This window comes from Streptomyces sp. NPDC060028 (genome assembly GCF_042736725.1).
In the GTDB taxonomy this organism is placed as follows: Bacteria; Actinomycetota; Actinomycetes; order Streptomycetales; family Streptomycetaceae; genus Streptomyces.
Genome location: NZ_JBHWVJ010000002.1, coordinates 83,580 through 110,110 on the forward strand (window position 1 = coordinate 83,580; position 26,531 = coordinate 110,110).

At 75.6% G+C, this 26,531-nt stretch carries 14 protein-coding genes and 1 pseudogene; 10 read left to right on the top strand and 5 right to left on the bottom strand.

The window, feature by feature from the left end:
• The first annotated feature begins 38 nt into the window (after positions 1–38).
• On the top strand, positions 39–1,592 hold the full coding sequence (locus ACFWBF_RS01590; RefSeq protein WP_385593767.1) for a molybdopterin-dependent oxidoreductase: 1,554 nt from the start codon (positions 39–41) through the stop codon (positions 1,590–1,592).
• 55 nt (positions 1,593–1,647) lie between these two features.
• Here ACFWBF_RS01590 and pip read toward each other — a convergent pair.
• The 3 genes and pseudogenes from pip to ACFWBF_RS01605 form a co-directional block, all read right to left on the bottom strand.
• Positions 1,648–2,628: pseudogene (gene pip, locus ACFWBF_RS01595) on the bottom strand (prolyl aminopeptidase); the annotation flags it as partial.
• Between the two features lie 10 nt (positions 2,629–2,638).
• Positions 2,639–3,622, bottom strand: coding sequence for an exonuclease SbcCD subunit D (locus tag ACFWBF_RS01600; protein WP_385593431.1), 984 nt, complete (start codon positions 3,620–3,622; stop codon positions 2,639–2,641).
• Complete coding sequence (locus ACFWBF_RS01605; protein WP_385593433.1) at positions 3,619–4,428, bottom strand: hypothetical protein; 810 nt, start codon at positions 4,426–4,428, stop codon at positions 3,619–3,621. The genes ACFWBF_RS01600 and ACFWBF_RS01605 overlap by 4 nt, the downstream gene beginning before the upstream one ends.
• A gap of 172 nt (positions 4,429–4,600) precedes the next feature.
• On the opposite strand from ACFWBF_RS01605, the gene ACFWBF_RS01610 reads away from it, so the two are divergent.
• Complete coding sequence (locus tag ACFWBF_RS01610) at positions 4,601–5,692, top strand: alpha/beta hydrolase (protein ID WP_385593436.1); 1,092 nt, start codon at positions 4,601–4,603, stop codon at positions 5,690–5,692.
• Here ACFWBF_RS01610 and ACFWBF_RS01615 read toward each other — a convergent pair.
• A complete protein-coding gene (locus tag ACFWBF_RS01615) occupies positions 5,689–6,927 on the bottom strand; it encodes a putative Ig domain-containing protein (RefSeq protein ID WP_385593438.1) in 1,239 nt (412 codons plus the stop codon). The two genes, ACFWBF_RS01610 and ACFWBF_RS01615, sit on opposite strands and share 4 nt — an antisense overlap.
• A 142-nt stretch (positions 6,928–7,069) precedes the next feature.
• The gene (locus ACFWBF_RS01620; RefSeq protein ID WP_385593443.1) at positions 7,070–7,963 is read right to left on the bottom strand and encodes a LysR family transcriptional regulator; all 894 of its coding nucleotides are present in this window, start codon (positions 7,961–7,963) and stop codon (positions 7,070–7,072) included.
• 450 nt (positions 7,964–8,413) lie between these two features.
• On the opposite strand from ACFWBF_RS01620, the gene ACFWBF_RS01625 reads away from it, so the two are divergent.
• From ACFWBF_RS01625 to ACFWBF_RS01660, 8 genes are read left to right on the top strand one after another with little or no spacing between them, the layout of a single operon-like run.
• Entirely contained in the window at positions 8,414–15,379 is a 6,966-nt protein-coding gene (locus tag ACFWBF_RS01625; RefSeq protein WP_385593447.1) for an SDR family NAD(P)-dependent oxidoreductase, read from the top strand.
• Entirely contained in the window at positions 15,372–19,916 is a 4,545-nt protein-coding gene (locus tag ACFWBF_RS01630; RefSeq protein ID WP_385593451.1) for a beta-ketoacyl synthase N-terminal-like domain-containing protein, read from the top strand. The genes ACFWBF_RS01625 and ACFWBF_RS01630 overlap by 8 nt, the downstream gene beginning before the upstream one ends.
• Positions 19,906–20,283 (top strand): acyl carrier protein, encoded by a 378-nt coding sequence (locus ACFWBF_RS01635; protein ID WP_385593454.1) that lies wholly within the window; start codon positions 19,906–19,908, stop codon positions 20,281–20,283. The genes ACFWBF_RS01630 and ACFWBF_RS01635 overlap by 11 nt, the downstream gene beginning before the upstream one ends.
• Before the next feature lie 7 nt (positions 20,284–20,290).
• Positions 20,291–21,151, top strand: coding sequence for an alpha/beta fold hydrolase (locus ACFWBF_RS01640; protein WP_385593456.1), 861 nt, complete (start codon positions 20,291–20,293; stop codon positions 21,149–21,151).
• Positions 21,148–22,329 carry a glycosyltransferase gene (locus ACFWBF_RS01645; protein WP_385593459.1) on the top strand — a complete coding sequence of 394 codons (1,182 nt, stop codon included), beginning with the start codon at positions 21,148–21,150 and terminating at the stop codon, positions 22,327–22,329. The genes ACFWBF_RS01640 and ACFWBF_RS01645 overlap by 4 nt, the downstream gene beginning before the upstream one ends.
• Complete coding sequence (locus tag ACFWBF_RS01650) at positions 22,326–24,245, top strand: methyltransferase domain-containing protein (RefSeq protein WP_385593462.1); 1,920 nt, start codon at positions 22,326–22,328, stop codon at positions 24,243–24,245. The genes ACFWBF_RS01645 and ACFWBF_RS01650 overlap by 4 nt, the downstream gene beginning before the upstream one ends.
• Entirely contained in the window at positions 24,242–25,237 is a 996-nt protein-coding gene (locus ACFWBF_RS01655) for a galactokinase (RefSeq protein WP_385593467.1), read from the top strand. Before ACFWBF_RS01650 ends, ACFWBF_RS01655 begins: the two co-directional genes overlap by 4 nt.
• 19 nt (positions 25,238–25,256) lie before the next feature.
• A complete protein-coding gene (locus ACFWBF_RS01660) occupies positions 25,257–26,531 on the top strand; it encodes an alkaline phosphatase family protein (RefSeq protein WP_385593470.1) in 1,275 nt (424 codons plus the stop codon).

Here is a 26,531-nt window from a genome sequence, read left to right on the forward strand (position 1 = left end):
CCCGCCGGGCACGCCCGGCACGACCCGCCGGCCGGCGGCTGCGCCTGTCCGGCGCCGTCAGCGGGCTGGTCGCCGCCCTCGCCGGACTGGCGCTGGCCGAGCTGGCCGCGGCGGCCGTCCGGCCCGAGTCCTCCCCGGTCACCGCCGTCGGCGGGGCCGTGGTGGACCGTACCCCGGTGGCGGTCAAGGAGTGGGCGATCCGCCAGTTCGGCGTCGCGGACAAGCTGGTGCTCAGCCTCGGGATCGTCGCGGTGCTCGGCGCGGTCGCCGTACTGGCCGGGTTGCTCGCCGTACACCGGCTCCCCGCGGGCATCGCGCTGGCCGGCTGCTTCGGGGCGGTCGGCGCGGTGGCCGCGCTCAGCCGCCCGGAGGCCACCTGGCGGGACGCCGTGCCGTCGCTGGTGGGCGGGGCGGTCGCGGCCGGGGTGCTGTACCTGCTGGTCACGGCGTTGACCCGGCCCCGGCCGGGTGGCGCCCCGCCCGGCGGTGCCTGGGCGATGGACCGGCGCGGCTTCGGCCGACTGGTCGCCGCCACCCTGGCGGTTTCGGCCGCGGCGGGTTTCGCCGGGCGGCGCCTGGGCGCCTTCGGCTCGGCGGGGGCGACGGCCTCCCGGGCGGACTTCGTCCTGCCGCCGCCCGCCGTGCCCGCGCCGCCGGTGCCGGCGGGGGCCGATCTCCGGGTGCCCGGCGTGTCGCGGTTCCTCACCCCCAACCGGGACTTCTACCGCGTGGACACCGCCCTGGTCGTCCCGCGCGTGGACGCGGACACCTGGCGGCTGCGCATCCACGGCGAGGGGGTCACCAGGCCCCTCACCCTCGATCTGCGGGAGCTGCTCGCCCGCCCGCTGGTCGAGCACGACATCACCCTCACCTGCGTGTCCAACGAGGTCGGCGGCCCGTACGCGGGCAACGCCCGCTGGCTCGGCGTACGCCTTGCCGATCTGCTCCGCGAGGCCGGGGTCCGCCCGCCGTCCCGGGGCGGGCCCGCCGACCAACTGGTGGCGCGCTCCGTCGACGGGATGACGCTGGGCACCCCCGTCGAAGCCGTCATGGACGGCCGGGAGGCGCTGCTGGCCGTCGGGATGAACGGAGAGCCGCTCCCCTTCGTGCACGGTTTCCCCGTACGGATGGTCGTACCGGGCCTGTACGGATACGTGTCGGCCTGCAAGTGGCTGCGCGAGCTGCGGCTGACCACCTTCGACGCGTACGACGCGTACTGGGTGCGCCGGTCCTGGGCCGCGCGGGCCCCGGTCAAGACCCAGTCGCGCATCGACACCCCGCGGGCGTCCGCCGAACTCGCGGCCGGTCGGGTGGCGGTCGCCGGGGTGGCGTGGGCGCAGCACCGCGGGATCTCCCGGGTCGAGGTACGGGTGGACGGCGGCCCGTGGCGGGAGGCGCGGCTGGGGGACGCGGACGGCGACGACACCTGGCGCCAGTGGGTGTGGCAGTGGGAGGCGACCCCCGGCCGGCACACCTTGGAGGTCCGGGCCACCGACCGCGGCGGCGCCGTCCAGACGGGTGAGCGCGCGGGAACGGTCCCGGACGGGGCGACCGGATGGCACTCGGTTCCGGTCCACGTGAACCGGGCGTGAGGCACGTCCCGGACCGGTCCCCCGGCCAGGGGGCCGGGGCGGGGCGGCCGCCGCCGCGCGCGAACCGGTCGATCGCCCTGAGGGCGTGCGCCCTCGACTCGTCGTCGCCCAGGTGCCCGCCCTCTTCCACGACGATCAGCTCGGCGTCCGGCCAGGCGCGGGCGAGCTCCCAGGCCGTGTCGAGCGGCGCGGCCATGTCGAGCCGGCCGTGGATCAGCGCCCCCGGGATCCCGGCCAGCCGGTGCGCGTCGCGGATCAGGGCGCCCTCCTCCAGCCACGCGCCGTGGGCGAAGTAGTGGGCGCAGATCCGTACGAAGGCCAACTGCGCGGCGGGCGGCCGGTCACCGTACGGCCGGGAGGCTCCCCGGGTCTCGCCGGACAGGACGGCGTCCTCCCAGTCGCACCAGTCGAGGGTGGCCCGCTGCCGGACGGCCGGGTCGGGATGGTTCGTCAGCCGGGCGTACGCCCCGAGGAGATCCCCGTCGGCCACGGCGGCGCCGGCTCCCGCCCCGGCCCCGGCCCCGGCGGCGAAGCGCTCCCAGGGCTCGGGGAAGAACCGCCGGGCCCCGCGGTAGAGCCAGTCGATCTCCGAGCGCCGGGTGGTGGTCACCCCCGTGAGGACGATCTCGGTGACGCGCTCCGGATGCGCCTCGGCGTACGCGAGGGCGAGCGTGGATCCCCAGGACCCGCCGAGCAGCAGCCAGCCGCCGATGCCGAGGTGTTCGCGCAGCCGCTCCATGTCGGCGATCAGGTGCGCGGTGGTGTTGTGCGCCAGACCGGCGGCCAGGTCGCCTGCGTGCGGGGTGCTGCGCCCGCATCCGCGCTGGTCGAAGAGGACGATCCGGTAGCGGGCGGGATCGAAGTACCGCCGCAAGCCGGGTCCGGAACCCGAACCGGGGCCGCCGTGCACGGCGAGCGCCGGCTTGCCCTCGGGGTTGCCGGATTCCTCCCAGTACACGAGGTTCCCGTCGCCGACGTCGAGCATCCCCGAGGCGTACGGCTCGATCGGCGGGTGCAGTGCGTGCGCGCTGTTCATCGGCGGTTCCTCATCGATGGTCCCTCGGGGCCGGTACGGCCGCGGCCGCGCCGCGGACCATGACCCCGGGGCCGGCCAGTTCGCGGGCCAGGTGCAGGAGGTCGGGGCCGGTGGGGCCGTGCACCGTCCAGATCACGGCGCCCGAGGAGGCGGGCGCGGCGGCGGCGGCGAACTGTGCGCGGACGGCGGCCTCGGTGGCCGCGCCGTCGGGCAGGTGGAGGGTTTCGTAGCGCACCGGCGCGGTGTGCACGTCCCGTACCTCGATCCGCCCGTCCGCCTCGATCAGCAGCTCCGCGAAACCGCGGCCGCCCGGCTCGTCGGGGCCGCGGCCGTGCGTGTTGCCCGCGTACGCGGCGCTCAGACCGGCGGCGGGGGCCAGCCGGTGGTGCACGTGGCCCAGGGCCCAGTGGTCGTACCCGGCCGCCTCCAGCGTGCCCACGGTGGTCGGCGCGCAGATCCGGCGGCTCCAGGCACCGTGCAGGCTGGTGTGCAGGAGTCCTATGTTCACGGTCCCGGGGATGCGGCGGGGATAGCCGGCCGCGAGGTCGCGCGTCTCGTCGCAGTCGCCCACCGACTGGCCGTGGACCGTGATCCCGAGGTGCGGCCAGAAGACCGACTCGGGGGCGTCCGCCGCCAGCCAGCGGGCCGAGGGCGGCAGCAGCAGCTTGGCCGGCAGCGGGCTCTCGGCGTCGTGGTTGCCCGAGACGACCACGGTCGGCAGACCCGCCTCGTGGAAGGCGCCGAGGGTCTCCTGGAAGGCGGCCAGCGCACGGGTGTCCGAGTGGCGCCGGTCGAAGACGTCCCCGGCGACGAGCACGGCGTCGTAGCCGCCTGCGGTGATCCGGCCGGCGGCCGCGCGCAGCGCCTCGTACGGGGCCGCGTGCGGGTCTATCTCCGGGGCGCCCGGGTAGTCCTCCAGCCCGTGGAGGAGGGAGCCGATGTGCAGGTCGGCCAGGTGGGCCACGCGTATGCCGCTGCCCGGGGACGCCGTCACCGGTGCCCGCCCGCGTGCATCCGGTGGTGGGCGAGGATGAGGTCGGTCTTGAAGGCGTCCTGCTCCAGCAGCCAGCCCTCCGCCCGCAGCTTGCCCATCAGCAGGGCGCGGAGCTCCAGGGCCTCGGGGAAGGTGCCCGCCTTGGCGGTGATCTCCGCGAACCAGGTCCGTTCGCCGTCGGGCCCGGTGCGCAGCCGGCTCACCTGCAGCTCGACGGGGTGGTCCAGGATCCGGCCCGGGTGGTTGGTCTGTCGCACGGGGCCGTGGATGAGGGAGCCGGCCGCCGCGGCCTGGGCCCGCTGCCACAGCCCGTCGGGCAGCCGGTCCAGGGCGAGGGCGCGGGAGGCCTCGGGGCCGGGGAGCTCGCCGGGCGCGAGGTGCGGGGCCGGGGCGCGCCGTTTGGCGGAGAAGTCGAGGGTGGCGCGCGCGTGGCTGAGATTGACCCTGGCGGCGCGGAAGCAGCCGTCCGCTCCGAAGCCGTCGCGGCCCGCCCGTTCGAGCGCCCGCAGCAGGGCGGCCGGGTCGGTGCCGTCGCCGTCGATGCCGAAGCGCGCCTTGTAGGCGAGGCGGACCCGGCCCTCGTCGTCGTGGCGCCGCATCCGCACGATCCAGCCCTGGCCGCTGAGGCTCCGCTCGGCGTCGTCCAGGTACTGGGCGACCTCGAAGCTGCCGGGCGCGCCGAGGCGGAGCGCGACGACGGCACGCTCGAGCGGTGTCCCACCGGCGTCCAGTACGCGGCTCGGGTCGATCAGGAGCTTGACCTGGTACGCCCCGTGGCTGATCCGGCGAAGCAGGGTGTCCTCCATGGGTGCGTCGAGCGGGCGTCGTCGTCCGGACGCACGGACTACGAATCTACCCCGGGACCGTGGCGAGGCCACCCGGACGGCCCTCAGCTCCGGGGGCACCGGCGCCTTACATTGAACGGGTCGTCCGGACATCACTCGCATGTCGTCGTCCCGTACGTCAGGAGCCGGCGCAGTGGAGCTGACCAGTACGTCGTTCCTCGTCACGCTGATCGTCGTCACCGTGCTCGCCATGCTCGCCGCGCTGCTGCTGTGGAACCGGATCCCCGGACCGGGCTGGCTGCGCTGGCCCGCGCGGCTGGTGATGATCGGGCTGTGCCAGCTGACCGCCATCTGCGTGGTGGCCGCCTGGATCAACGGGAGTTACGGGCTGTATTCCTCGTGGGACGACTTGCTCGCCACCCCCACCGGCGAGAACGCGTCCACGATGACGGGGCCGCCGCTGGGCCGGGCCAAGTTCACCCGGGGCGACGACGGCATGCGGACCACGTACTTCCGCGGTTCCCATTCGAAGCTCGCCGGGCAGGTCTTCGTGTGGACTCCCCCGGAGTACGACGCGCCGGGCGCGGAGAAGACCCGTTTCCCCGTACTGATGCTGCTGCACGGCTACCCGGGCTCGCCGCGGACCTGGATCGACCTCGGGAACATGCCGGGCGCGCTGGACCAACTGGTCCAGGTGGGTGCGGCGCTCCCGTTCATCGTGGTGATCCCCGAGCTCTACCCGGGCGGGGTGAACACCGACTGCACCAACACCCCGCAGCGCAAGCTGGCCGACTGGCTGGCCGAGGACGTGCCGGACCTGGTCGCCAGGAACTTCCGCACCCTCCCCGAGCCGAGGGGCTGGGCGCTGATGGGTGTCTCGACCGGGGCCTTCTGCGCGGCCAAACTGCCGCTGCAGTACCCGGGGGCCTTCCGGGCGGGCGTGGCTCTGGACCCGGATCCCCTGAACGGGGATCCAGGCGTACTGGCCGACCCGGTCCTGCGCGAGCGCAACAGCCCGATGTGGCTGGTCCGCCGCGCGAAGAAGGCGGACGTCGGACTGTTCCTGGCCACGTCCGCGCAGGACAAGGACAGCCCGCCGCAGCAGCTGGACGCCTTCGTCAAGGCCGCGGCGGGGACCGGCGTGCGGGTCAAGACCCTGGTGCGGCCCGAGGGCGGCCACAACTTCCAGACCTGGAGCGGGATGTACCCGGACGCGCTGGGCTGGCTCAGTACGGAGATCTCACCGCCGACCGCCGGTGGGGGCGCGGGCTCGGGCACTCCCTAGTACCAGTTGAGGGTGAGGGGGAAGGTGGTGGTGGAGGTGGTTGTGGTGGTGTCGGTTGCGGTGGCGGTGATCTGGGTGGTGCCGGTGGTCCAGGGTTTGCCGGTGATGCGGCCGGTGTTGGTGTCGAGGGTGAGTCCGAAGGGGAGTGCGGTGGTGGTGTAGCGGACGGGGGGTTTGCCTCCGGTGGTGGTGAGCTGGATGGTGCAGGTCTGGTTGAACTTGCAGCTCTGGGGGCCCGGGTTGGCGAGCTTCAGGTCACCGGGAGTCGGCGTGGGGGTGGGCGTAGGCGTCGGGGTGGGCGTCGGCGTCGGCGTCGCGCCGCATCCCGCTGTGGCTTCCGGCGGCAGCGGGACGCGCCAGATCTGGGCGTCGTTCTCCGAGCCGACCAGCAGGTTCGCGCAGTCGGCGTACGTCACCGTCTCGCCCTGGGACTGTGCGGGCAGGGCGACGTCCGCGAGCTTGGTCCCGGAAGCGCTGTACACGGAAGCCGTGTTGGAGCCGAACGGCCCGCCGCTGCGCAGGGTGTACGAGGCGCCCGACGGCGAGAACGCGCCGTCGGTGGCGAAGACCGGTCCCGGCCGGACCGCGGCGAGGGTGCCCTGCTGTCCGGCGACCGGAGGCAGCGGAGCCTTGTACAACTGGCCTGCCGAGCCGATCAGTTTGCTCGCGATGTAGATCTGTCCGGTGACGGGATCGGCGAGCAGGGACTCGGCGTCGTGCTTTCCGTCGGCGTAGGTGAAGCGGTAGGAGGCCGGTGTGACGGCGGCGTTGGCGAGCTGGTCGGGCTCGGGGAAGCTGTGCACGGTGATCTCCGCGCGGTTGCCGAGGTTGTCCCCGATGTCGCCGACCAGGATCACCGGGGCGCCGGCCGCGTCCTTGCCGAGCGCGAGGCCTTCCCAGTCGGTGTTGCCGACGCCGGAGAGCGTGAAGGTGGCCTTGAGCTGCCCGGTCGCGCCGCCGCAGTCGATGGCGAAGACCTGGTTGGTGTTGCCGCTGTCATTGACGGCGTAGAAGACTCCGGGGTGCTTGCGGCTCATGGCGAGGCCGCTCAGTTCCGCCAGTCCGCCCGGGAGGGTGCACTTCTTCTCGGGCGCCAGGGCGCTCGCGGCGGTGGCTGCGGACCCGGCAGCCGGGGAAGCGGTGGCGCCGGCCGTCCAGGCGAGCGCCGGCAGCAGGGTGGCGAGGGCCGCGGTCGCGAGGGCGGCGGCCGCTGGGGCTGTGAGGTGTCGGGACATGCACACAATGTGATGGGCCATCAGTTGCTGACGCCAGGAGCGACACCCGGCCGTTCGAGCATCGTTCAATGCCGCGCGGGCATGACTGCCGGGGCGCAAGGGCGATTCCCGGACAACCGCGCCGGCGCCCGCCGGGCTCCGGTCAGCGTGCCGGTTCGCGTACGGGGGCGTTGTGCCGCGCGTGCGCGATGAAGGCGCGCGCCGCCCGGCTCAGCGACCGCCGCGCGTGCGCGATCCCCACCGGTCGCAGCAGCGGCGGGGTGAAGGAGCGGATTTCCGCGCGGCTGCCGAAGGCCCTGGTCACCACGTCCCGGTACCAGATGAGGGAACCGCGGCCGTCCGTCACGCCGGTCACCCAGGCGAGGCGCTCGTCCACTTCCAGGGTGGGTACCGGGCGCACGCCCAGGCAGCTGAACATGGCCTCCATCTCGGTGCGCCGGCCGGTCCCGGGGCAGGGCAGCACCATGGGCAGTCCGTCGAGCATCCGGAACGGCACCGGGTCGGGGAGCCGCGAGCCGATCGGCGAGATCAGCACCACCTCGCGCTCCTGGATGTGGTGGGTGGAGAGCCCGCTGTCCACGGGCAGGTCGACGAGGCCCAACTCGGCTCTTCCCTCGGTCAGTTCGCGGACGAGGACCTCGCGGCTGTCGTGCTGCTGGAGCCGCACGTCGACGCCGGGGTGGCGTTCGGTGAAGCCCGGTACCAGGTCGGCGGCCAGATCGAGGGCCAGGGTGGGGGTGGTGGCGAGGGTGAGGACGTCCCGGGCGCCCCCGCCGTGCGGGGTCCCGATGTCGTCGATCGCCTCCACCGCGTTCAGGACGGTGCGGGCCAGCCGGACGACCCGGGCCCCTTCCGGTGTGAGGTCCACCCCCCTTCCCCGGCGGGCGAGGAGTTCGACCCCGAGGTCGCGCTCCATGGCCTGGACGGCCCGGGAGAGGGCGGACTGGGCAACGAAGACCGAGGCGGCCGCGCCGGTGATGGAGCGGCAGTCCGCGACGGCGACGAGGTAGCGAAGCTGCGCGAGTGTGGGGGTCATGACCGGACGGTAACGGCGCCGTGCTGTACCTGTAAGGGCCGTCGGGTGAACAAATGTCCGTTCCGCCAAAGGCTTTCATGCCCGGTGGGCGACAAGGCATACCGGTGCGGCATGTTCCCCGGGCCGGTCCGGTACGCCGCCCCGCGCGCCGGGGCTCCCGCCCGGACGGGGAACGGCGCAGGCCACCGGCTCGGCCGGGGTGCGTCCGCGGTGCGCCGCGCGTGCCGCGGATCCGAAGCAACGTACTCCGCATGCCCGTTGACAGTGCACGGCGGTCCCCGCACGATGCAACCCGACATCGGGGAATTTGACCACTGTTCAAGCCTGCCGCACTCCTGGCGGGTCGCCCGTTTGTCCCGTCCTTCGTAGCTCGGCCCCGGCATCCCCCCGGGGGCGTACCACCGCGTCCGGTTCTGCGAAATGTGACACAGCACTCGATGAGGAGCGCCCGTGACCCCCCAGCCCGAGCCGTCCCCGAAGCCGGGGGCATCCCCGCAGACCGCCGCCACCCGCGATCTCGTCGTCGCGCTCAGCCCCTTCGGGGAACCCAACCCCAGGATCACGGCCGCCGCCGAGCGGGCCGGGGCGCTCGGGCTCCTCGACCTCGGGCGGGACCCCGACGCCGCACGGGCGGCCTTCGCGGAGCTGGGCCGTCGGCTCGGTGGCGGCCCCGGCGGCAGTGGCCGTCGGCGGTACGGGGTGCGGGTGCCCGTCGGATGTCCGCTGGAGGCCGGCGAGCTGCCGCCGGAGGTGGACACGGTGCTGCTCGCCGACCCGGCGGACCACACCCGGGAGCGGATGGCAGGCTGGGCCGCGGGCGGGCTGCGCCGGGCGTGGGCCGAGACGGTGAGCCCGGCGGAGGCGCGGACCGCGGTGGCCGCCGGGGCGGTGGCCGTCGTCGCCAAGGGCCATGAGGCGGCGGGCCGCGTCGGGTCGGCCACCACCTTCGTGCTGCTCCAGCAACTGCTGGCCGGACCGGGGCTCGGAGTTCCCGTGCTCGCGTACGGAGGCATCGGACCGCACACGGCGGCGGCGGCCGTCGCGGGCGGAGCCGCCGGGGTCCTGGTCGACGTACAACTGGCCCTGACCACCGAGGGAACGGCCGGCCTGCCCGAGGAAGTGACGGCCGCCCTGCGGTCCATGGACGGGTCGGAGACCCGCCTGGTCGACGGGCACCGGGTGTTCACCCGGCCCGATTTGCCGCATCCCGAGGGCCCGACGGCCGCCCTGCTCGGGGCCCGGGACCTGCGCACGCAGTTGCTGCCCGTGGGGCACGACGGCGCCTCGGCGGCCCGGCTCGCGGCGCGCCACCGGACCACGGGTGGCGTCCTGCAGGCCGTACGGGCGGCCGTGACGGGGCACTTGGAGGCGGCGGTCCGGGCCCGGCCCCTGCTGCGGCCGCGACCCGTCGCACAGGGCCCGATGACCCGGGTGAGCGACCAGGCGGCCTTCGCCGAGGCGGTGGCCGCCGAAGGCGGGGTCCCGTACCTGGCCCTCGCGGTGATGGAGGGCCCGGACGTACGCCGGCTGCTCACCGAGACCGCCGAGCGGCTCGGGGACCGGCCGTGGGGCGTCGGCCTCCTCGGCTTCGCCCCGCCCGAGCTGCGCCGGGAACAGCTGGCGGCCGTGGCCGAGGTGCGCCCCCCGTACGCGATCATCGCCGGCGGCACCCCCGCCCAGGCGGCCCCCCTCGACGCGGCCGGGATCACGACCCATCTGCACGTGCCCTCGCCGGGGCTGCTGGAGCGGTACCTCGCCGAGGGCGCCCGGCGGTTCGTCTTCGAGGGCCTCGAATGCGGCGGACACGTCGGGCCACGGGCCTCCTTCCCGCTCTGGGAGGAGCAGATCGAACTGCTACTCGACTGCCCCGAACCAGCCGCCCTGGACGTGCTGTTCGCGGGCGGGATCCACGACGCCCGGTCCGCCGCGATGGCGGTGGCGGCCGCGGCCCCGCTGGCCGAGCGGGGAGCGCGGACCGGGGTGCTGATGGGGACCGCGTACCTGTTCACCGAGGAGGCCGTGGCGGCGGGCGCCGTGCTGCCGGTCTTCCAGCGGGCGGCGGTGGAGTGCGCGCGAACCGTGCTGCTGCACACCGCGCCGGGCCACGCCACGCGCTGTGCGGCCACCCCGTACACCGAGACCTTCGAGACGGCCCGGCGGCGGCTCACGCAGGACGGGACCGAGGCGCGCGCGGTGTGGGAGGAGCTGGAGCGGCTCAACCTGGGGCGGCTGCGGATCGCGAGCAAGGGCCTGCGCCGGGCACGGACCACGGGCGCGGCGCTGCCGGACGACCCCGCGTTGGAAGCCGTTGACGAGGAACAGCAGTATGCGGAAGGGCTGTTCATGCTCGGGCAAGCCGCGACACTGCGCAGCGAGGTCACGACGATCGCCGCGCTGCACCACGAGGTCACCGAGGGCGCCACCGCGGTGCTGGAGCGGCGGGCCCGGGACTTCGCCGACGTCGCACCGGCGGTCGCGGCCGAGCCGCTCGACATCGCCATCGTCGGGATGGCCTGCGCCTACCCCGGAGCGCCCGACCTCGCCGCCTACTGGGCGGCGGTCCTGGCCGGCAAGGACGCGGTGACCGAGGTCCCGGCCGAGCGCTGGGACCCGGCGCTCTACTACGACGCCGACCCGGCGCGGGCCGGCGAGCGCACCCCGTCCCGCTGGGGCGGCTTCCTGGACCCGGTGCCCTTCGACGCCCTCGCGCACGGCATCCCGCCGGCCTCACTGGCCGGGATCGAGCCGGTGCAGCTGCTGGCGCTGGAGATCTCGGCGCGGGCCCTCGCGGACGCCGGGTACGGCAAGGAGCGCGCCTTCGACCGCTCGCGGACCTCGGTGGTGTTCGGCGCGGAGGCCGGCACCGAGCTGGCGGGAGCGTACGGGCTGCGCGCGCTGCACCCCGCCTACCTCGGCGAGCTGCCGCCGGAGCTGGACGGTCAACTGCCGCGGCTCACCGAGGACTCCTTCCCCGGGGTCCTGGCCAATGTGATCGCCGGCCGGGTCGCCAACCGCCTCGATCTCGGCGGTGCGAACTGCACGGTTGACGCGGCCTGCGCCTCCTCGCTCGCGGCACTGGACCTGGCCTGCCGCCAACTGCGCGACGGGGACAGCGACATGGTGTTGTGCGGGGGCGCGGACGTGCACAACGGGATCAACGACTACCTGATGTTCGCCTCCGTACGGGCCCTGTCGCCGACCGGGCGCTGCCGCCCCTTCGACACTGCCGCCGACGGGATCGCGCTCGGCGAGGGTGTCGGCGCGCTGGTGCTCAAGCGCCTCGCGGACGCGGAGCGGGACGGCGACCGGGTCTACGCGGTGGTCAAGGCGGTCGGGGCCGCCAGCGACGGCCGCTCGCTGGGCCTGACCGCACCCCGCCCGGAGGGCCAGCGGCGGGCGCTGGAGCGGGCCTACGCCCGGGCCGGCATCGCGCCGGGCGAGGTGGGCCTGGTGGAGGCGCACGGCACCGGCACGGTGGTCGGGGACAGCACCGAACTGGCCGTACTGAACGACCTGTTCACCTCCGCCGGGGCCGCTCCGGGGTCGTGCGCTCTGGGCTCGGTGAAATCGCAGCTCGGACACACCAAGTGCGCGGCCGGGCTGGCCGGGCTGATCAAGGCGGCCCGGGCGGTGCACACGGGCGTCCGGCCGCCGACCCTGCACATCACCGCGCCGAACCCGGCGTGGGACGCGGACCGGAGCCCGTTCTTCTTCGACACCGAGGCACGGCCGTGGGCGACGCCGGTGGAGCGGCGGATCGCCGGCGTGAGCGCCTTCGGCTTCGGCGGCACCAACTACCACGCCGTACTCGCCGGTTACTCCGGAGCGGCGGAGCCCGCGCACGGACACGAGGAGTGGCCCGCCGAGCTGTTCTGCTTCCGCGGCGAGGACCGGCGGGCGGCGGGCCGGGCGATGGCGCGGCTCGCGGCCCGACTGGAGGAGAACGACGCGGCCGGGCGGCCGTGGGCGCTGCGCGATCTCGCGGCGGAGGTCTCCCGCGCCACCGGCGGGGTCCGGACGGACGGCAGCCGGGCCGCGGTACAGGTCGCGGTCGTCGCCGCCGACCTGGACGAACTGGCGGGCCGGCTGGAGCGGGCCCGGGCGTTCGCCGCGGGCGCGGGGGTCCACGTACCGCAGGAGGGGGCGGATCCGGGCCGGGTGGCGTTCCTGTTCCCGGGGCAGGGCAGTCAACGGGTCGGGATGCTGGCGGAGTTGTACACCGCTTTCCCGGCCCTGCGCGAGCAGCTCGACGGCGCCCCCGATGCGGTGGTCTCGGCGGTGTTCCCCCCGGCGGCGTTCACCGCGCGGGGCCGGGCGGAGCAGCGGGCCGCGGTCACCGACACCCGCGTGGCGCAGCCCGCCCTCGGGCTGGCGGGGGTCGCGGCGTACCGGCTGCTCGCGGGGCTCGGCGTACGGCCGCACTGCGTGGCCGGCCACTCGTACGGGGAGCTGACCGCGCTGTGGGCGGCCGGGGTGTACGGCACGGCGGACCTGCTGCGGCTGAGCGGGCGCCGGGCCGAGGCGATCCTCGCGGCCGCCGGGGAGGACCCGGGCACGATGGCGGCGGTGGCGGCCGCGCCCGAGGAGGTGCGCGAGATCGCGGAGCGGGCCGGGTGCGTGGTGGCGAACCACAACGCCCCGCGGCAGTGCGTGATCTCGGGACCCACGACGGCGGTCTCGGCGGCGGTGGACGCGCTGCGCGCGGCGAGCCTGTCGGCGCAGCCCCTGCCGGTGGCCTGCGCGTTCCACAGCCCGGTGGTGGCCGGCGCGGCCGTGGAACTGGCCGCCGAGCTGGCCGGTACGGCGCTGTCCGCCGCCACCGTTCCGGTCTGGTCGAACACCACGGCCGGTCCCTACCCTGCCGAGCTTGGGGCGGTACGCGACCTCGTGGCCCGGCAGGTGGCCTCGCCGGTCCGCTTCGTGGAACAGGTGGAGGCCATGTACGCGGCCGGTGTGCGGACCTTCGTGGAAGCCGGGCCCGGGCGGGTCCTGTCGGGGCTGGTGGGCCGCGTCCTCGGCGGGCGCCCGCACACCGTGGTCCCGCTGGACGTACCGGGCGAGCCGGGGCTGCTGCGGCTGGTCACGGCGCTGGCGCAGCTCGCGGCGGCGGGCGTCCCGGTGGACCCCGAGCCGCTGTTCCGCGGCCGGTGCGCCCCGCTGCCCGAGCGGGCTCCGCGGCGCCCGGGCTGGCTGGTGGACGGCCACCTGGTCCGCACCGCTGACGGCGCCCCGGTCGCCGGCGGCCTGCGTCCGGCCCACCGCGTGACTCCGACGGCTGTGGCCCCGGCTCCGGCGGCGGACCGCCGGGAGGAGGCGCTGCTGGAGTACCTGCGCGGGACCCGCGAGCTGGTCGAGGCGCAACGGGACGTGCTGCTGGGCTACCTGGGCACGCCCGGGGGTGCCCGGAGCCCGGCCCTCGGGCCGGGCTCGGCCGGCGCAGTGGTCGCCGCCGCGAGCACAGGCACGGGCGGCACGGGCGGCACGGGCGCCGCCGGGACCGGCCCGTGGCCCGCGGCCGGCAGTCCGGCTCCGGCCCGGCCCGACGAACCGCGGCCGGCGCGCTCCGGCGAAGCCGCCCGGTCTCCCGAGGAGGTCATGGAGGCGGTCCTGGAGATCGTGCACACCCGGACCGGTTACCCGCGGGACATGCTCGGCCCCGAGCTCGACCTGGAGGCGGACCTGTCCATCGACTCCATCAAGCGGGTGGAGATCATCGGCGCCCTCGCCGACCGCATCGGACTCCCCCAGGACCCCGGCGGCTCCGCCTCGACCGCGGTCGAGGAGCTGTCGCGGATCAAGACCCTGCGGGGGATCGTCGACTGGATCACCTCCCACACCCCGGAGTCGGTGTCGGAGTCGGTGTCGGAGTCGGTGTCGGATCCGGTGTCGCATCCGGCCCCCGTCGCGGCCCCGGGCCCGACGGCCGGGAAGTCGGCCCTGATGGCCCCGGACCCGGACCCGGCACCGACCCCGGCGCCGGTCCCGGTCGCCCGGCTGCGAGTGGACACGGTGCCCGTCGAAGCCGCCGCCGGCCACCCGGACGTGCTGGGCGGACTGCGGATCGCAGTGGTCGAGGACGGGCAGGGCCTGGCCGCCGCCCTGGCCGCCGCCCTGCGGGAGCGCGGGGCCGAGGTACGCCTGCTGGCGGCGGCGGAGCCCGGAGACCACGGGCTCGTCGACCTCTCCGCGCTGCGCACCGGGCCGGCCGCTGCCGAACCCGTACTGCCCGGGGCGTTCTCCGGGCTCCAGCGCGCCCTCACAGGCGGAGTGGGCCGGCTGCTGCTGGTCACCGCGCCGGGCAGCGCCGGGGCCGGTCTGCACGGTTTCGCCCGCAGCGCGGCCATCGAGTTCCCCGGCACGCTGGTCCGTGCCGTGGCCGTCCACCCCAAGGAGGCTCCCGAGCAGGTCGCCGCACAGCTCCTCGCCGAGCTGGCCGGGACGGCCGACGGGCCCGCCTCCGTCGGGTACACCGCCGAAGGGGTGCGGGTCTGCCGCCGTGCGGTGCCCGCTCCCCTGTCCCCCGCGATCGCGTCCACCACGGGCCCCGCTGCCCCTGCTGCGCTCCTGGAGCCCGGCTCCGTGGTGCTGCTCACGGGCGGCGCCCGCGGGATCACCGCCCGCGGCGCGCTCGCCCTGGCCCGCGCCACCGGCTGCCACGTCGAGCTGATCGGGCGCACGCCCGAACCGGCCGCCGAGGCCGATGAGTTCGGGCAGGCGCACGACCGGGTGGCCCTGCGCGCCGCCCTGATCGGGGCGGGCCTGCGCACCCCCGCGGAGATCGAGGCCGCGGCTTCGCGGATCCTCGCCGGGCGCGAGGTACGGGCCAACCTGACGGCCCTCGCCGAGGTGGCGGCCTCCGTCCGCTACCACTGCACCGACGTCACCGACGAGCAGGCCGTACGGGCGGTGGTGGCCGACGTACGGACCCGGCACGGCCGGCTGGACGGCATCGTGCACGGGGCCGGCACCCTGCGCGACGGGCTGCTGTGCGACAAGCAACCGGCTGCGTTCGCCGAGGTGTTCACCACCAAGGTGGCCGGCGCCCGGCACCTCGCGGCCGCGGCCGCCGAGCACGGCGCCTGCCCCGCACCCCGTTTCCTCGTGCTGTTCGGCAGTGTCGCCGGCGTGTACGGCAACCGCGGCCAGACGGACTACGCCGCCGCCAACGACGCGCTCGACACGCTCGCCCTGGCCTGGTCCGAGACCTTCCCCGGCCGGGTTCTATGCGTCGACTGGGGCCCCTGGGCCGCCGAGGCGGGCGGGATGGTCACCCCTGAGCTGGAGCGGGCGTACGCGCAGCGCGGTATCCCGCTCATCACCCCCGAGGCGGGTACCGCCGCGTTCCTCGCCGAGCTCGCGCACGGGACCGACGTACAGGTGGTCTTGATGGCTCAGGAGGGCCGCGGCGATGAGTGAGCGACGACAGCGGGCGCGCGGGCCGCGGCCGACCGACGCGGCGATCGTCGGGATGGGGGCGGTGTTCCCCGGGGCCGGCGACCTGGCGGCGTACCGCCGCAACCTGTTCGCCGGCACGGACTGCATCGGCGAGGTGCCGCCGGGGCGTTGGGACCCGGAGGTGTACTACGACCCGGCCGCCGCCACGGGTTCGCCGGCCGGTGACCGGTTCTACTGCCGGCGCGGCGGTTTCGTCGACGGTCTGGCCGCCTTCGACCCGACCCGGTTCGGGATCATGCCGGCCGCCGTGGAGGGCGCCGAACCGGACCAGATGCTCGCCCTGCACGCGACCGCCGAAGCCATCGCCGACGCGGGCGGCGAGGACCGGCTGCCGGCCGACCGCTCCCGGATCGGGGTGATCCTGGGGCGCGGCGGGTTCATGGGCGTGGCCACGGCCCGGCTCGACCAACGGGTGCGTACCGCGCACCAGTTGGCTCAGACCCTGCGCGAACTGGCCCCGGAGCTGGGTGAGCACCGGATCGCGGCGGTGCGCTCGGCCTTCCAGGAAGCGCTGGGGCCGGAACGTCCCGACGCCTCGATCGGTCTGGTGCCGAGCTTCACGGCCGCGCGGACGGCGAACCGGCTGGACTTCCGCGGCCCCGCCTACACCCTCGACGCGGCCTGCGCCTCCTCGCTGCTGGCCGTGGACCAGGCGGTGGGGCTGCTGGCCGGCGGACGTTGTGACGTGGTGGTGGCCGGGGCGGTGCACCACTGCCACATCGCCACGCTGTGGAGCGTGTTCACGCAGTTGCGGGCACTGAGCCCGAGCGAGCGGATCCGGCCCTTCGACCGGCGGGCCGACGGCACGCTGCTGTCGGAGGGCACCGGGGTGGTGCTGCTCAAGCGGCTCGCGGACGCGCAGCGCGACGGCGACCGGATCTACGCCGTCGTCCGCGGCACCGGCGTGGCCGGGGACGGGCGGGCCGCCAGCCTGATGAGCCCTCTGGTCGCGGGCCAGGTACGGGCCCTGGAGCGGGCCTGGCGGGAGGCCGGCCTGGACCCCCGGGCGGCCGGGGCGCTGGGGCTCCTGGAGGCGCACGGCACCGGCACCCCGGTGGGCGACGCGGCTGAACTCGACACGCTGGCCCAGGTGTTCGGACCGTCGGACGGCTCCGGGCAGGGGGTCGGCTTCGGCTCCGTGAAGTCGATGGTCGGACACACCATGCAGGCCTCCGGCATGGCCGGGCTGATCAAGGCCGCGCTCGCGGTGCACGAGGGGATCCTGCCGCCGACGCTGCACCTGGAGGAACCGCACCCGGACCTGGCGCGGACCCGGATGCGGCCGGTGACGTCGGCCGAGCCATGGGAGCGCGGCCCCGGGCCGCGCCGGGCGGGGGTGAACGCGTTCGGGTTCGGCGGGATCAACGCGCACGTGGTGCTGGAGGAGGCACCGGGGTCCGCGTCCCGCCCCGCCCCGGCGGCCCCCGCCCCGGCGCCGGTACGGCGGTTCCTGCCCCTGGCGGGTGTCCCGCCGGTCGACGCGGCCGCGCGGGACGACGTACTCCTGCTGGCGGCGCACGGCCCGGCGGAGTTGGCGGCGCTGCTCGCGGACGGGGTGTCCGCCGGGCAGGGGCCGTGCCGGCTCGCGGTGGTCGGGCCGACCCCGCAGCGGCTGGCGCTGGCCGCGAAGGTGGTGGCGCGGGGCCGGGCCTGGCGCGGGCGCGGGGACGTGTGGTTCACGCCCCAGCCACTGGGCGGCCGGGTCGCGTTCCTCTTCCCCGGCCTGGAACCGGAGTTCGCCCCGGTGCTCGACGACGTGGCGGACCGGCTCGGCCTGGACCGGCCGCGGCTGAGCCGGGGCGGCGAGCTGATGGAACGGGCCCTGGACGCCATCGCGACCGGCCGGTTCTTCGCGCGGGTCCTGCCGGAGCTGGGCATCGGGGCGGACGTGCTGGCGGGCCACAGCCTGGGCGAGTGGGCGGCGATGGTCGCGGGCGGGATGTACCCGCCGGACGCCGCCGACGCGTTCCTCGCCTCGCTGCGGCCGGGATCACTGAAGGTCCCGGACCTGGTGTACGCGGCGCTCGGCTGCGGGGCGCGGCGGGCCGAGGCCGCGGTGCACGGGGTCGACGGGGTGGTGGTCAGCCATGACAACTGCCCGCACCAGTCCGTGGTTTGCGGTGGCCCCGCCGGAGTGTCCGAGGTCCTGGAGCGGCTGCGCGCGGACGGGGTGCCGGGCCAGGAGCTCCCGTTCCGCTCGGGCTTCCACACACCGATGTGGGAGCCGTACCTGGGGCAGGTCCGGGCCGTCTTCGCCCGGCTGCCGATACGGCCGCCCACCCTCCCGGTGTGGTCGGCGACGACCTGCGCGCCGTTCCCGTCCACATCCGCGGAGGTACGGGAGTTGGTGGAGCGCCACCTCCTGGAGCCGGTGCGCTTCCGGGAGTTGACGCTGCGGCTGTACGAGGAGGAGGGCGTGCGGAGCTTCGTGACACTCGGCCCGGGCAGTCTGCCGGGCTTCGTCGAGGACACCCTGCGCGAGCGCCCCCACCTCTCGGTGTCGACCGCCTCCCCGCGCCTGCAGGGCCTGGCCGCCCTGCGCCGCACCTGCGCCGCCCTGTGGACGGAGGGCCACGCACCCGACTGGTCCCGCCTGGCACCGCCCGAGACCACAGAGATCCAGGAGACCGCAAGGATCCCCGAGATCACCGCGCCCGGCGCACGCCCCGCGGAGAGCGGTGTCCGGCCGGGGCGGACCGTGCCGTTGGACCTCGGCTCGCCGCTGGTGCGGCTCGGCGATTTCGCGCGGGCCGCGCTCGGCGACCTGCTGCCGACGCCCGCGCCCCCGCCCGCGCCCGCGGTGTCCGGCCGGCCGGTGCTGCTGTCCGCCCTGGACACGGTCCTCGCCGACACCCGCTCGGCGGCCCGGAGCGTCACCGAGGCCTGGTCGGCCGTGTACCCGCCGGCTCCGGCGGCCCCGGGCTCCGGCGGTTCGGAAGGGGCCACGGGGAAACAGACCCTGCGGCTCTCGCTCGGCACGCTCCCCTACGTCCGCGACCACTGCGTCTACCTCCAGCCCGACGGCTGGCCCGAGGACTCCGACCGTTTCCCGGTCGTGCCGATGACCACCATGCTGGAGCTCGCCGCCGAGGCCGCCCTGCGCGCCGCGCCGCCCGGCGCGGCCGTCGTGGGCTACGACGACGTACGGGCCCTGCGCTGGCTGCCCGTCGAGCCCGCCGTCGACGTCGAGGTCGCGGTCCGCCCCGACGGCCCGGGCCGGATCCGCGTCGCACTGGGCGAGTACGCCACCGTCGTCGTACTGCTCGGCGAGCGCTACGGCGAGCCTCCCGCCCCGGACACCACACCGATCCGGGATCCGCGCCCGGCCCCCGTCAGCGCCGAAGGGCTCTACCGCGACCGGTGGATGTTCCACGGCCCCCGCTTCGCCGGGGTCCACGAGGTCGGCGCCGTAGGCGACGACGGCATCCGCGGGGTCCTGCGGGCGCTGCCCGACCCCGGTGCGCTGCTCGACGCCGCCGGGCAGCTCTTCGGGCACTGGATGCAGCTCCGGCTCCCCGTCGACCGGCTCGTGTTCCCCGCCACCGTCGACCGGATCCGCTTCTACGGGCCCCCGCCCGCCCCGCACTCCCTGGTGGAGGCGACCGCCCGGATCCGCGAGGTCCGCGACGTCACCGTACGGGGCGACCTCGACCTGCTGGACTCCGCCGGGCGGCTCTGGGCCCGGATCGACGGATGGACGTACCGCCGCTTCGGCGCCGACGAGCGTATCTGGCCGATGAAATTCACCCCGGAGGTGTGCGGGATCGGCGAACCGCAGCCCGCCGGGTGGTGCCTGGCCCGGCGCCGGTGGACCGACCCCGCCTCGCAGGAACTGGTGATGCGCCGCTACCTCGGCGCCGCCGAACGCGCCGTGTACGAGGCGCTGTCCCCGCGCGCGCGGGCGCCCTGGCTGCTGGGCCGGATCGCCGCCAAGGACGCGGTGCGCCACCTGCTGTGGGACGGCGGATCGGGTCCCGTGTTCCCGGCCGAGGTGCCGGTCGGCAACGACGCGGCCGGACGGCCGCTCGCCGAGGGCCCGCTCGCCCGCGGGCTGCGCCTGTCCATCGCCCACAAGGACCGCCTCGCCGTCGCGCTCGCCCACCGCACCCACCCGGTCGGCATCGACGTCGAGACGGTGACCGGTGACCCCGACGCACTGATCCGGATCGCCCTCACCGCGGCCGAACTGCGCCTCGCCGAGGCCCTGTCGGACCGCGAGGGCACGGACCTTCCGGCCGCCCTCACCATGCTCTGGTGCGCCAAGGAGGCCGCCGCCAAGTCACAGGGCGCCGGTCTCGGCGGCCGCCCGCGCGACTGGACGGTCACCGACGACCCGGGCTCCGGCGGTCTTCGGGTGCTGTCCCCGGACGGGCACCCGCATGCCGTGCGCACCACCGCGGTGCCCGACGGCCACGTCGTCGCCTGGACTTCCCTGCCGGCTTCGCCCGCCCCCGCCCCCGTCCCCTTCCCCCTCACGGAGACCCGCCATGGCCACTGACATCCTCTCCGAGATCACCGGCATGCTCGTGGAGATCATCGGCGACGAGTTCCTCCTCTCGGAGGAGGTCACGATGAAGACCACCTTCAACGACGATCTCGCCCTGGAGAGCATCGAGTTCGTCGCCCTCGCCGAGTTGCTGCACCACCGCTACGGCGCCGGTGTGGACCTGATGGGATTCCTCTCCGAGAAGGACATGGACGGCATCCTCGCGATGTCGGTCGGCGAGCTCGTCACGCACATCGGCCGGATCACCCACGCCTCCCTGGCCCGCGCCGCGACCCCGGCAACTCCCCCGGCCGGGACCACCGCCACCGCCCCGGCGACCTCCACCGCCCCCGCCCCGACGACCGCCCTGGCCGGCTGAGCCCGCCATGGCCTTCGTCTCCGCGGGCTCGCTCCGCTTCCACGTCCAGCAACTGCCGTCGGCGGCCGGCCCCGACGGGTCCGCCGACCGCCCCGTGGTCGTGTTCCTGCACGGGCTGGTCGTCGACAACCTCTCCTCCTTCTACTGCCCCCTCGCGCTGCCGGTGGCCCGCGCCGGGCACGAGGTCGTCCTGTACGACCTGCGCGGCCACGGCCGTACCGAGCGCCCGGCCACCGGCTACGACAGCCGCACCGCCGTACGGGACCTCCTCGCGGTCCTCGGCGCCATCGGCCTGGGCGGCCGCAGGCTGCACCTGGTCGGCAACAGCTACGGCGGCACGCTCGCCCTGCACGCGGCCCTGGCGCGGCCCGACCTCGTGGCCGGGCTGACCCTCCTGGAACCACCGCTCAGCGGGGCCTGGGTGGAGAACATGGTCGACACCCTGTCGGCCGCCGCGCTCAGCCTGGAGGACAGCCCGGTCCCCGCCGAGCTGCTCACCCTGCGCCTGCGCAAGGCCGCCCACCTCACGGCCATCGCCGACGCGCTCCTCAATCGCACCACCCTCATCGACGACATCGCGGCCAGCCGCACCTTCACCCCGTCCGACTACGCCAAGCTCCACTGCCCCGTACTGGTCGTCTGCGGCGAGCATTCCGAACTCGTGCCGGGCGCCCGCGAGTTGGCCGGGCACGCCGCACACGTCGCCACGCTCGACATCCTGCCGGGTCTGGGCCACGACGTGCTGAAGGAGAGCAGCGGGGTGTTGCGGGCAGCCGTGCTCGCCCACCTCGACGCCACGGCCGTGGCCACGGCCGCGGCGGCGGCGCCCGTCAGGGCCGGGACCCGGGTGGGAGCGCTGGTCCCATGAGGGTGCTGTTCGTGGTGCCGCCACTGGCGGGGCACGTCAATCCGACGGTGGCCGTCGCGGCCGAACTGGCCTCCCGGGGCCACGAGATCGCCTGGACCGGACCGGCCGGGCCGCTCGCCCGGCTGTTGCCCGCGCACGCCGGGATCCTGCCGGCCGGCGAGCGGGCCGGCGGCGGTTACGCCGACCTGCACACCCGGTGGCGGGACCTGCGCGGGGTCGGGGCCCTGCGGTTCCTGTGGGAGGAGGCGCTGATCCCGCTGGCCCGCGCGATGGTCCCCGGCGTGGCGGAGGCGGCCCGCGCTTTCGGGCCGGACCTGATGGTCGCCGATCAGCAGGCGCTCGCGGGGCCGGTGGTCGCGCGGCGGCTCGGCATCCCCTGGGCCACCTCCGCCAGCACCTCGGCCGAGCTGACGCGGCCGTTCGCCGACTTCCCGAAGGTCGGGCAGTGGGTGGCCGGGCAGATCGGCGGGCTCCTCACCGAATTCGGTGACGGCGCCGCCGCCGGATCAGCCGCTTCCGACTGGGATCCGCGGTTCTCCGAGCGGCTGGTACTGGTCTTCTCCACTCCTGAACTGGTGGGCAGGGCCGAGGACTTCCCACCCCATTACGCCTTCGTCGGCCCGGCCTTCGGCGCCCGGCCGGCCGGACCCGGCTTTCCCTGGCAGGCGCTGGATCCCGCCCGGCAGCGGGTGCTGGTGTCCCTGGGGACCCTCAACCAAGAGGCCGGGTCCCGCTTCTACGCGGCGGTGCTCGCAGCCGCCGAACGGCTCGCCGACCGGGTGCAGTTGGTCCTGGTGGCGCCGGCCTCGCTGATCGGATCCGCGCCAGGCAACGTCCTGCACCTGGAGCGCGTCCCGCAGCCGGCGCTGCTCCCGCACCTGGACGCGGTGGTCTGCCATGCCGGGCACAACACCGTCTGCGAGGCCCTCGCGCACGGGCTGCCGCTGGTGGTCGCCCCGATCCGGGACGACCAGCCGATCGTGGCCCGGCAGGTGGTGGAGGCGGGGGCCGGGGTCCGGGTGCGGTTCGGCCGGACCCGGGCCGAAGAACTGCGGGACGCGCTCACGGCCGTGCTGGACGAACCCGGCCCCCGCCGGGCCGCCCGGCGGATCCAGGCCTCCTTCGCCGCGGCCGGCGGAGCCGCCGCCGCGGCCGACCGGTTGGAGAAGCTGACATGACACCACCCCCGCTCCCCTCGCTCCCCCCGCCCCCCTCTCCCACCCCCAGCCCCCGGGTGCCGTGGGCCGGTGCCGCGATGCTCGTCGCCCTCGGAGCGGGCACCGTACGGGCCCGCCGCCGGCTGCGGGCGATCCCGGTGCTGCCCGAACCCCCGGTCACGCCCGCCGAGGTGCCGCGGGCCGCCGGGTGGCGGCTGCTCACGGCGCGCGGGGTCGAGGCCGACGGCGCGACCTTCCTGGCCGCCTGTGCGTACGCCGAGCGGGAGGGTCTGCGGGTGCTGGACCTGCTGCCGGCCGATCTGGCCGCCGAGCGGGTGCTGGGGCTGCTGCGGCTGGTGGATCCGGCGCGCTACCGGGAGGACCGGCTGGGCGAGGGGCGCGGCGCCGGACATGCCGTGCTCGTCGCCGAGGAGGTGCTCGCGCGGGCCGGGTACGCCGCGGACGGGGCGCGTCCGGAGCCGGCGGAACTCCTCGCCCTGTTGCGGCGTTTGAAGGAGTACGCCGCCGACGCGACGGGGCTGGCCGTCGCCCCGGGGCTCAGCGCGGGCCCGCCTTCTGGGTCGGCCGGGCCGGCGCGCGTCGCCGAGCTACGGGCCCAGGGCCTGCCCGCGGGCGCACTGGCCGCGGCGCAGCTCGCCGGGCTGGCGCTGCTCGCGCGGGCCGTCGTACGCCGACGGGGGTGGGGCGCCGCCGCGGCCGGGCTGTACTGGCTGCAGCCGTACCTGGCCCTGGGCGGGCCGGGGGCCCGGCTGCGTCCCGCCGATCTGGCCCGGGCCACGGCGGCCCGGCCGGTGCGCTCCCTCGGCGCGGGCCTGCGTACGGCCGCCGCGGCCGCCCGTACCGGCAGCGGCACCGACGGCGCCGACAGCGCCGATTCGGCGCGGGCGGCCGTGTACCGGGCCGAACTGGCCGACGGCACCGACCGGTTCCTCGAACCGCGCCGTCCGGACTGCCCCTGGTGCGGCTCCCGGCGGCTCTCGGTCCAGGTCACGGTGCCGGATCTGCTCCAGGGCAAGCCGGGGCGTTTCACCCTGGAGCGCTGCGGAGACTGCGCGCACGTCTTCCAGAACCCCCGACTGACGCCGGAGGGACTGGAGTTCTACTACCGCGATTTCTACGACGGCAGCGGCGGCGAGGGCGCGGGCATCGTCTTCGGGCGGCTCGGCGCGGCGTACCGCGGGCGGGCCGAGATGCTCCGGCCCCACACCGGCTCCCTCGGCCCCGAGTCCTGGCTCGATGTCGGCACCGGGCACGGCCACTTCTGCAATGCGGCGCGCGCGGTGTGGCCGCGGACCCGCTTCGACGGCCTGGACATGGGCGCCGGGGTAAGCGAGGCGGAGCTGCGCGGCTGGGTGGAGACGGGGTTCCAGGGCCAGTTCCCCGAGTTCGCCGGGAAGCTCGCGGGCCAGTACGAGGTGGTGAGCATGTACCACTACCTGGAGCACACCCGCGAGCCGCTCGCCGAACTGGACGCGGCTGCGGCGGTCCTGGCCCCGGGCGGGCTGCTGACCATCGAGGTCCCCGACCCGCAGTCGCGGATGGCCCGGCTGCTGGGACCCGCCTGGCTGCCGTGGTTCCAGCCGCAGCACCAGCACCTGATCCCGGCCGCGAACCTCAGCCGGGCGCTGGCCGAGCGGGGGTTCACCGTCCTGTCCGAGCAGCACGGCCCGGCCCACCAGGGCAACGACTTCTTCGGCGCGGTGGCCCTGACGGCTTCCCGACTGGCCCCGGACCCGAACCGCCCCTGGGCTCCCCCGGCCACGCTCGGCGCCCGCGCCCGCGCCGCCGCCGTACGGACGACCGCCCTGCCACTGTTCGCCGCGGCGGCTCTGCTCGACACCCTCCGTACGGCGGCGGCCCGGCGCACGGACGGCGGCAACGCGTACCGGCTGCTGGCCCGCAAGGCCGCCCGATGAACCGGGCCGGTTGGGCGGCCGGCCAGCCGGATGCCCAGCCGGATGCCCAGCCGGATGCCCGGCCTGCCGCCCAGCCGGCGTCGGCCGACGCCGGTGGCGGGCTGGCTCGCCGGGCCACCGTCGATCCGCTGTTCCGGCTCGTCGCCTATGCGCTGGAGGCAGCGCACGGCCGGGCGCCGGGCGCCGTGTGGAGTGCCCCGTACGCCTTCCACCTCGGGTCGCCCGGGCTGGTCGCCGCCGCCGGGTGGCCCGTGGCGGCCGCCGCCGCCCCGCGCTGCGACGGGCTGGTGCGGCTCAGCTCCCTCGCCCACCCCGCCGACGGCTGTGATCTGCCGCTGACCCTGTCGGGGCCGGTTCCCGACGCTCCCGACTGGGCCGTGCGGCCGTACGCGCTGCTGCGGGCGCTGGCCCGCGCCGGGTACGGCCGCGGCGGCACCGACCTGCACGTGCAGGGCTCGCTCACACCGGCCGCGGGGCTGGCCACGGCGGAGCCCGCCGACTGCGCGCTGGCGCTCGCGGTGGCGGACGTACACACACCGCCGGGCGAGGAGCCGGACCGCGCGCGCCTGGCCCGGCTGCTGGCCGGGGCAGTGCCGGACGGGGACGACGCCCTGCGCCGGGCCGTGCTCTTCGCCCGGCCGGGCACGGCGCTGCGCTCGGGCGGCGCCGGGCGCGCACCGCGGTACGTCGCCTTCGACCCTCCCGCCACGGGGGCGCGGCTGGTGCTGCTCGCGGTGCGCGGCGACCCCGGGGCCGAGGTGGCGCGGGCGGTGGCCTGCGCCCTCCGGGCCGGGGCGATGAGTGCCTGGCCGCCGGGGCAGCCGGGGCCCGGACCGGGGCTCGGACCGGGGCGGAGCGTCCTCGTCCTGCTGCCCGGGGCGCGCCTGGCGGCGGTGCGGGCCGCGGTCGCGGAGGAGTTCCGCGGCCGGGGGCAACCCGTACCGCGCTTCTTGAACATCGCCGTGGCCGGTGCGGCCCGGCGGGAGGAATGACAGAAGGAGGAACCACTTCATGAGCCCCCTGCACAGTCCCAAAAGACGGCGGGCCCGCCGGTCCGCGCTCGTGGCCGCACTGGGCGCGATCGGCCTGCTGGGCGCCTTCACCATAGCCAACTCCGAAGCGGCTGACGGGGCTTCGGCCTCCGTCGGCACGGCCGGCAGCGCCGTCGCCGGACTGCCCTCGTACGATCACGTGGTCGTGGCCGTCTTCGAGAACAAGCAGTACGGCGACGTCATCGGCAGCGCGAGCGCCCCGTACATCAACCAGCTGGCGAACGGCGGCGCGAGCCTCACCGGCATGAAGGCGCTGACCCACCCCAGCCAGCCGAACTACTTCAACCTGTTCTCCGGGGCCACCCAGGGCATCACCGGGGACGGCTGCTACACCGCCCAGTCGATGACCGCCGCCAACCTCGGTCAGGAGGTGATCGCGGCGGGCAAGTCCTTCGGCACGTACAACGAGGACCTGCCGAGCGAGGGTTCCACGGCCTGCACCAGCGGCCAGTACGCGCAGAAGCACAACCCGTGGTTCGCCTTCAAGAACATCCCGCTGAGCACCGGGAAGACCTGGGCGCAGTTCCCGCAGAACAATTTCGCGGCGCTGCCGAGTCTGTCCTTCGTGGTGCCCAACCTGTGCAACGACATGCACTCCTGTGCGGTCGGCACGGGCGACACCTGGACGAAGAGCAACCTCGACGCCTACGCGCAGTGGGCGAAGGCCAACAACAGTCTGCTGGTGCTGACATGGGACGAGGACAACTACCTCGGCTCCAACCAGATTGCCACCGTCTTCCACGGGGCGCACGTCAAGAACGGGAAGTACGCGACCGCGTACAGCCACCACCACCTGCTGCGCACCCTGGAGGACTTGTTCGGGACGGCGACGCACGCGGGCAACGCCGCCAACGTCCAGCCGATCACGGAGGTGTTCGACGGCACGACACCCACGCCGACCCCAACCCCCACTCCGACGCCGACCCCTACGCCTACGCCCACCCCGACCCCCACGCCCACCCCGACTCCCGGTGACCTGAAGCTCGCCAACCCCGGCCCCCAGACCTGCAAGTTCAACCAGACCTGCACCATCCAGCTCACCACCACCGGAGGCAAACCCCCCGTCCGCTACACCACCACCGCACTCCCCTTCGGACTCACCCTCGACACCAACACCGGCCGCATCACCGGCAAACCCTGGACCACCGGCACCACCCAGATCACCGCCACCGCAACCGACACCACCACAACCACCTCCACCACCACCTTCCCCCTCACCCTCAACTGGTACTGA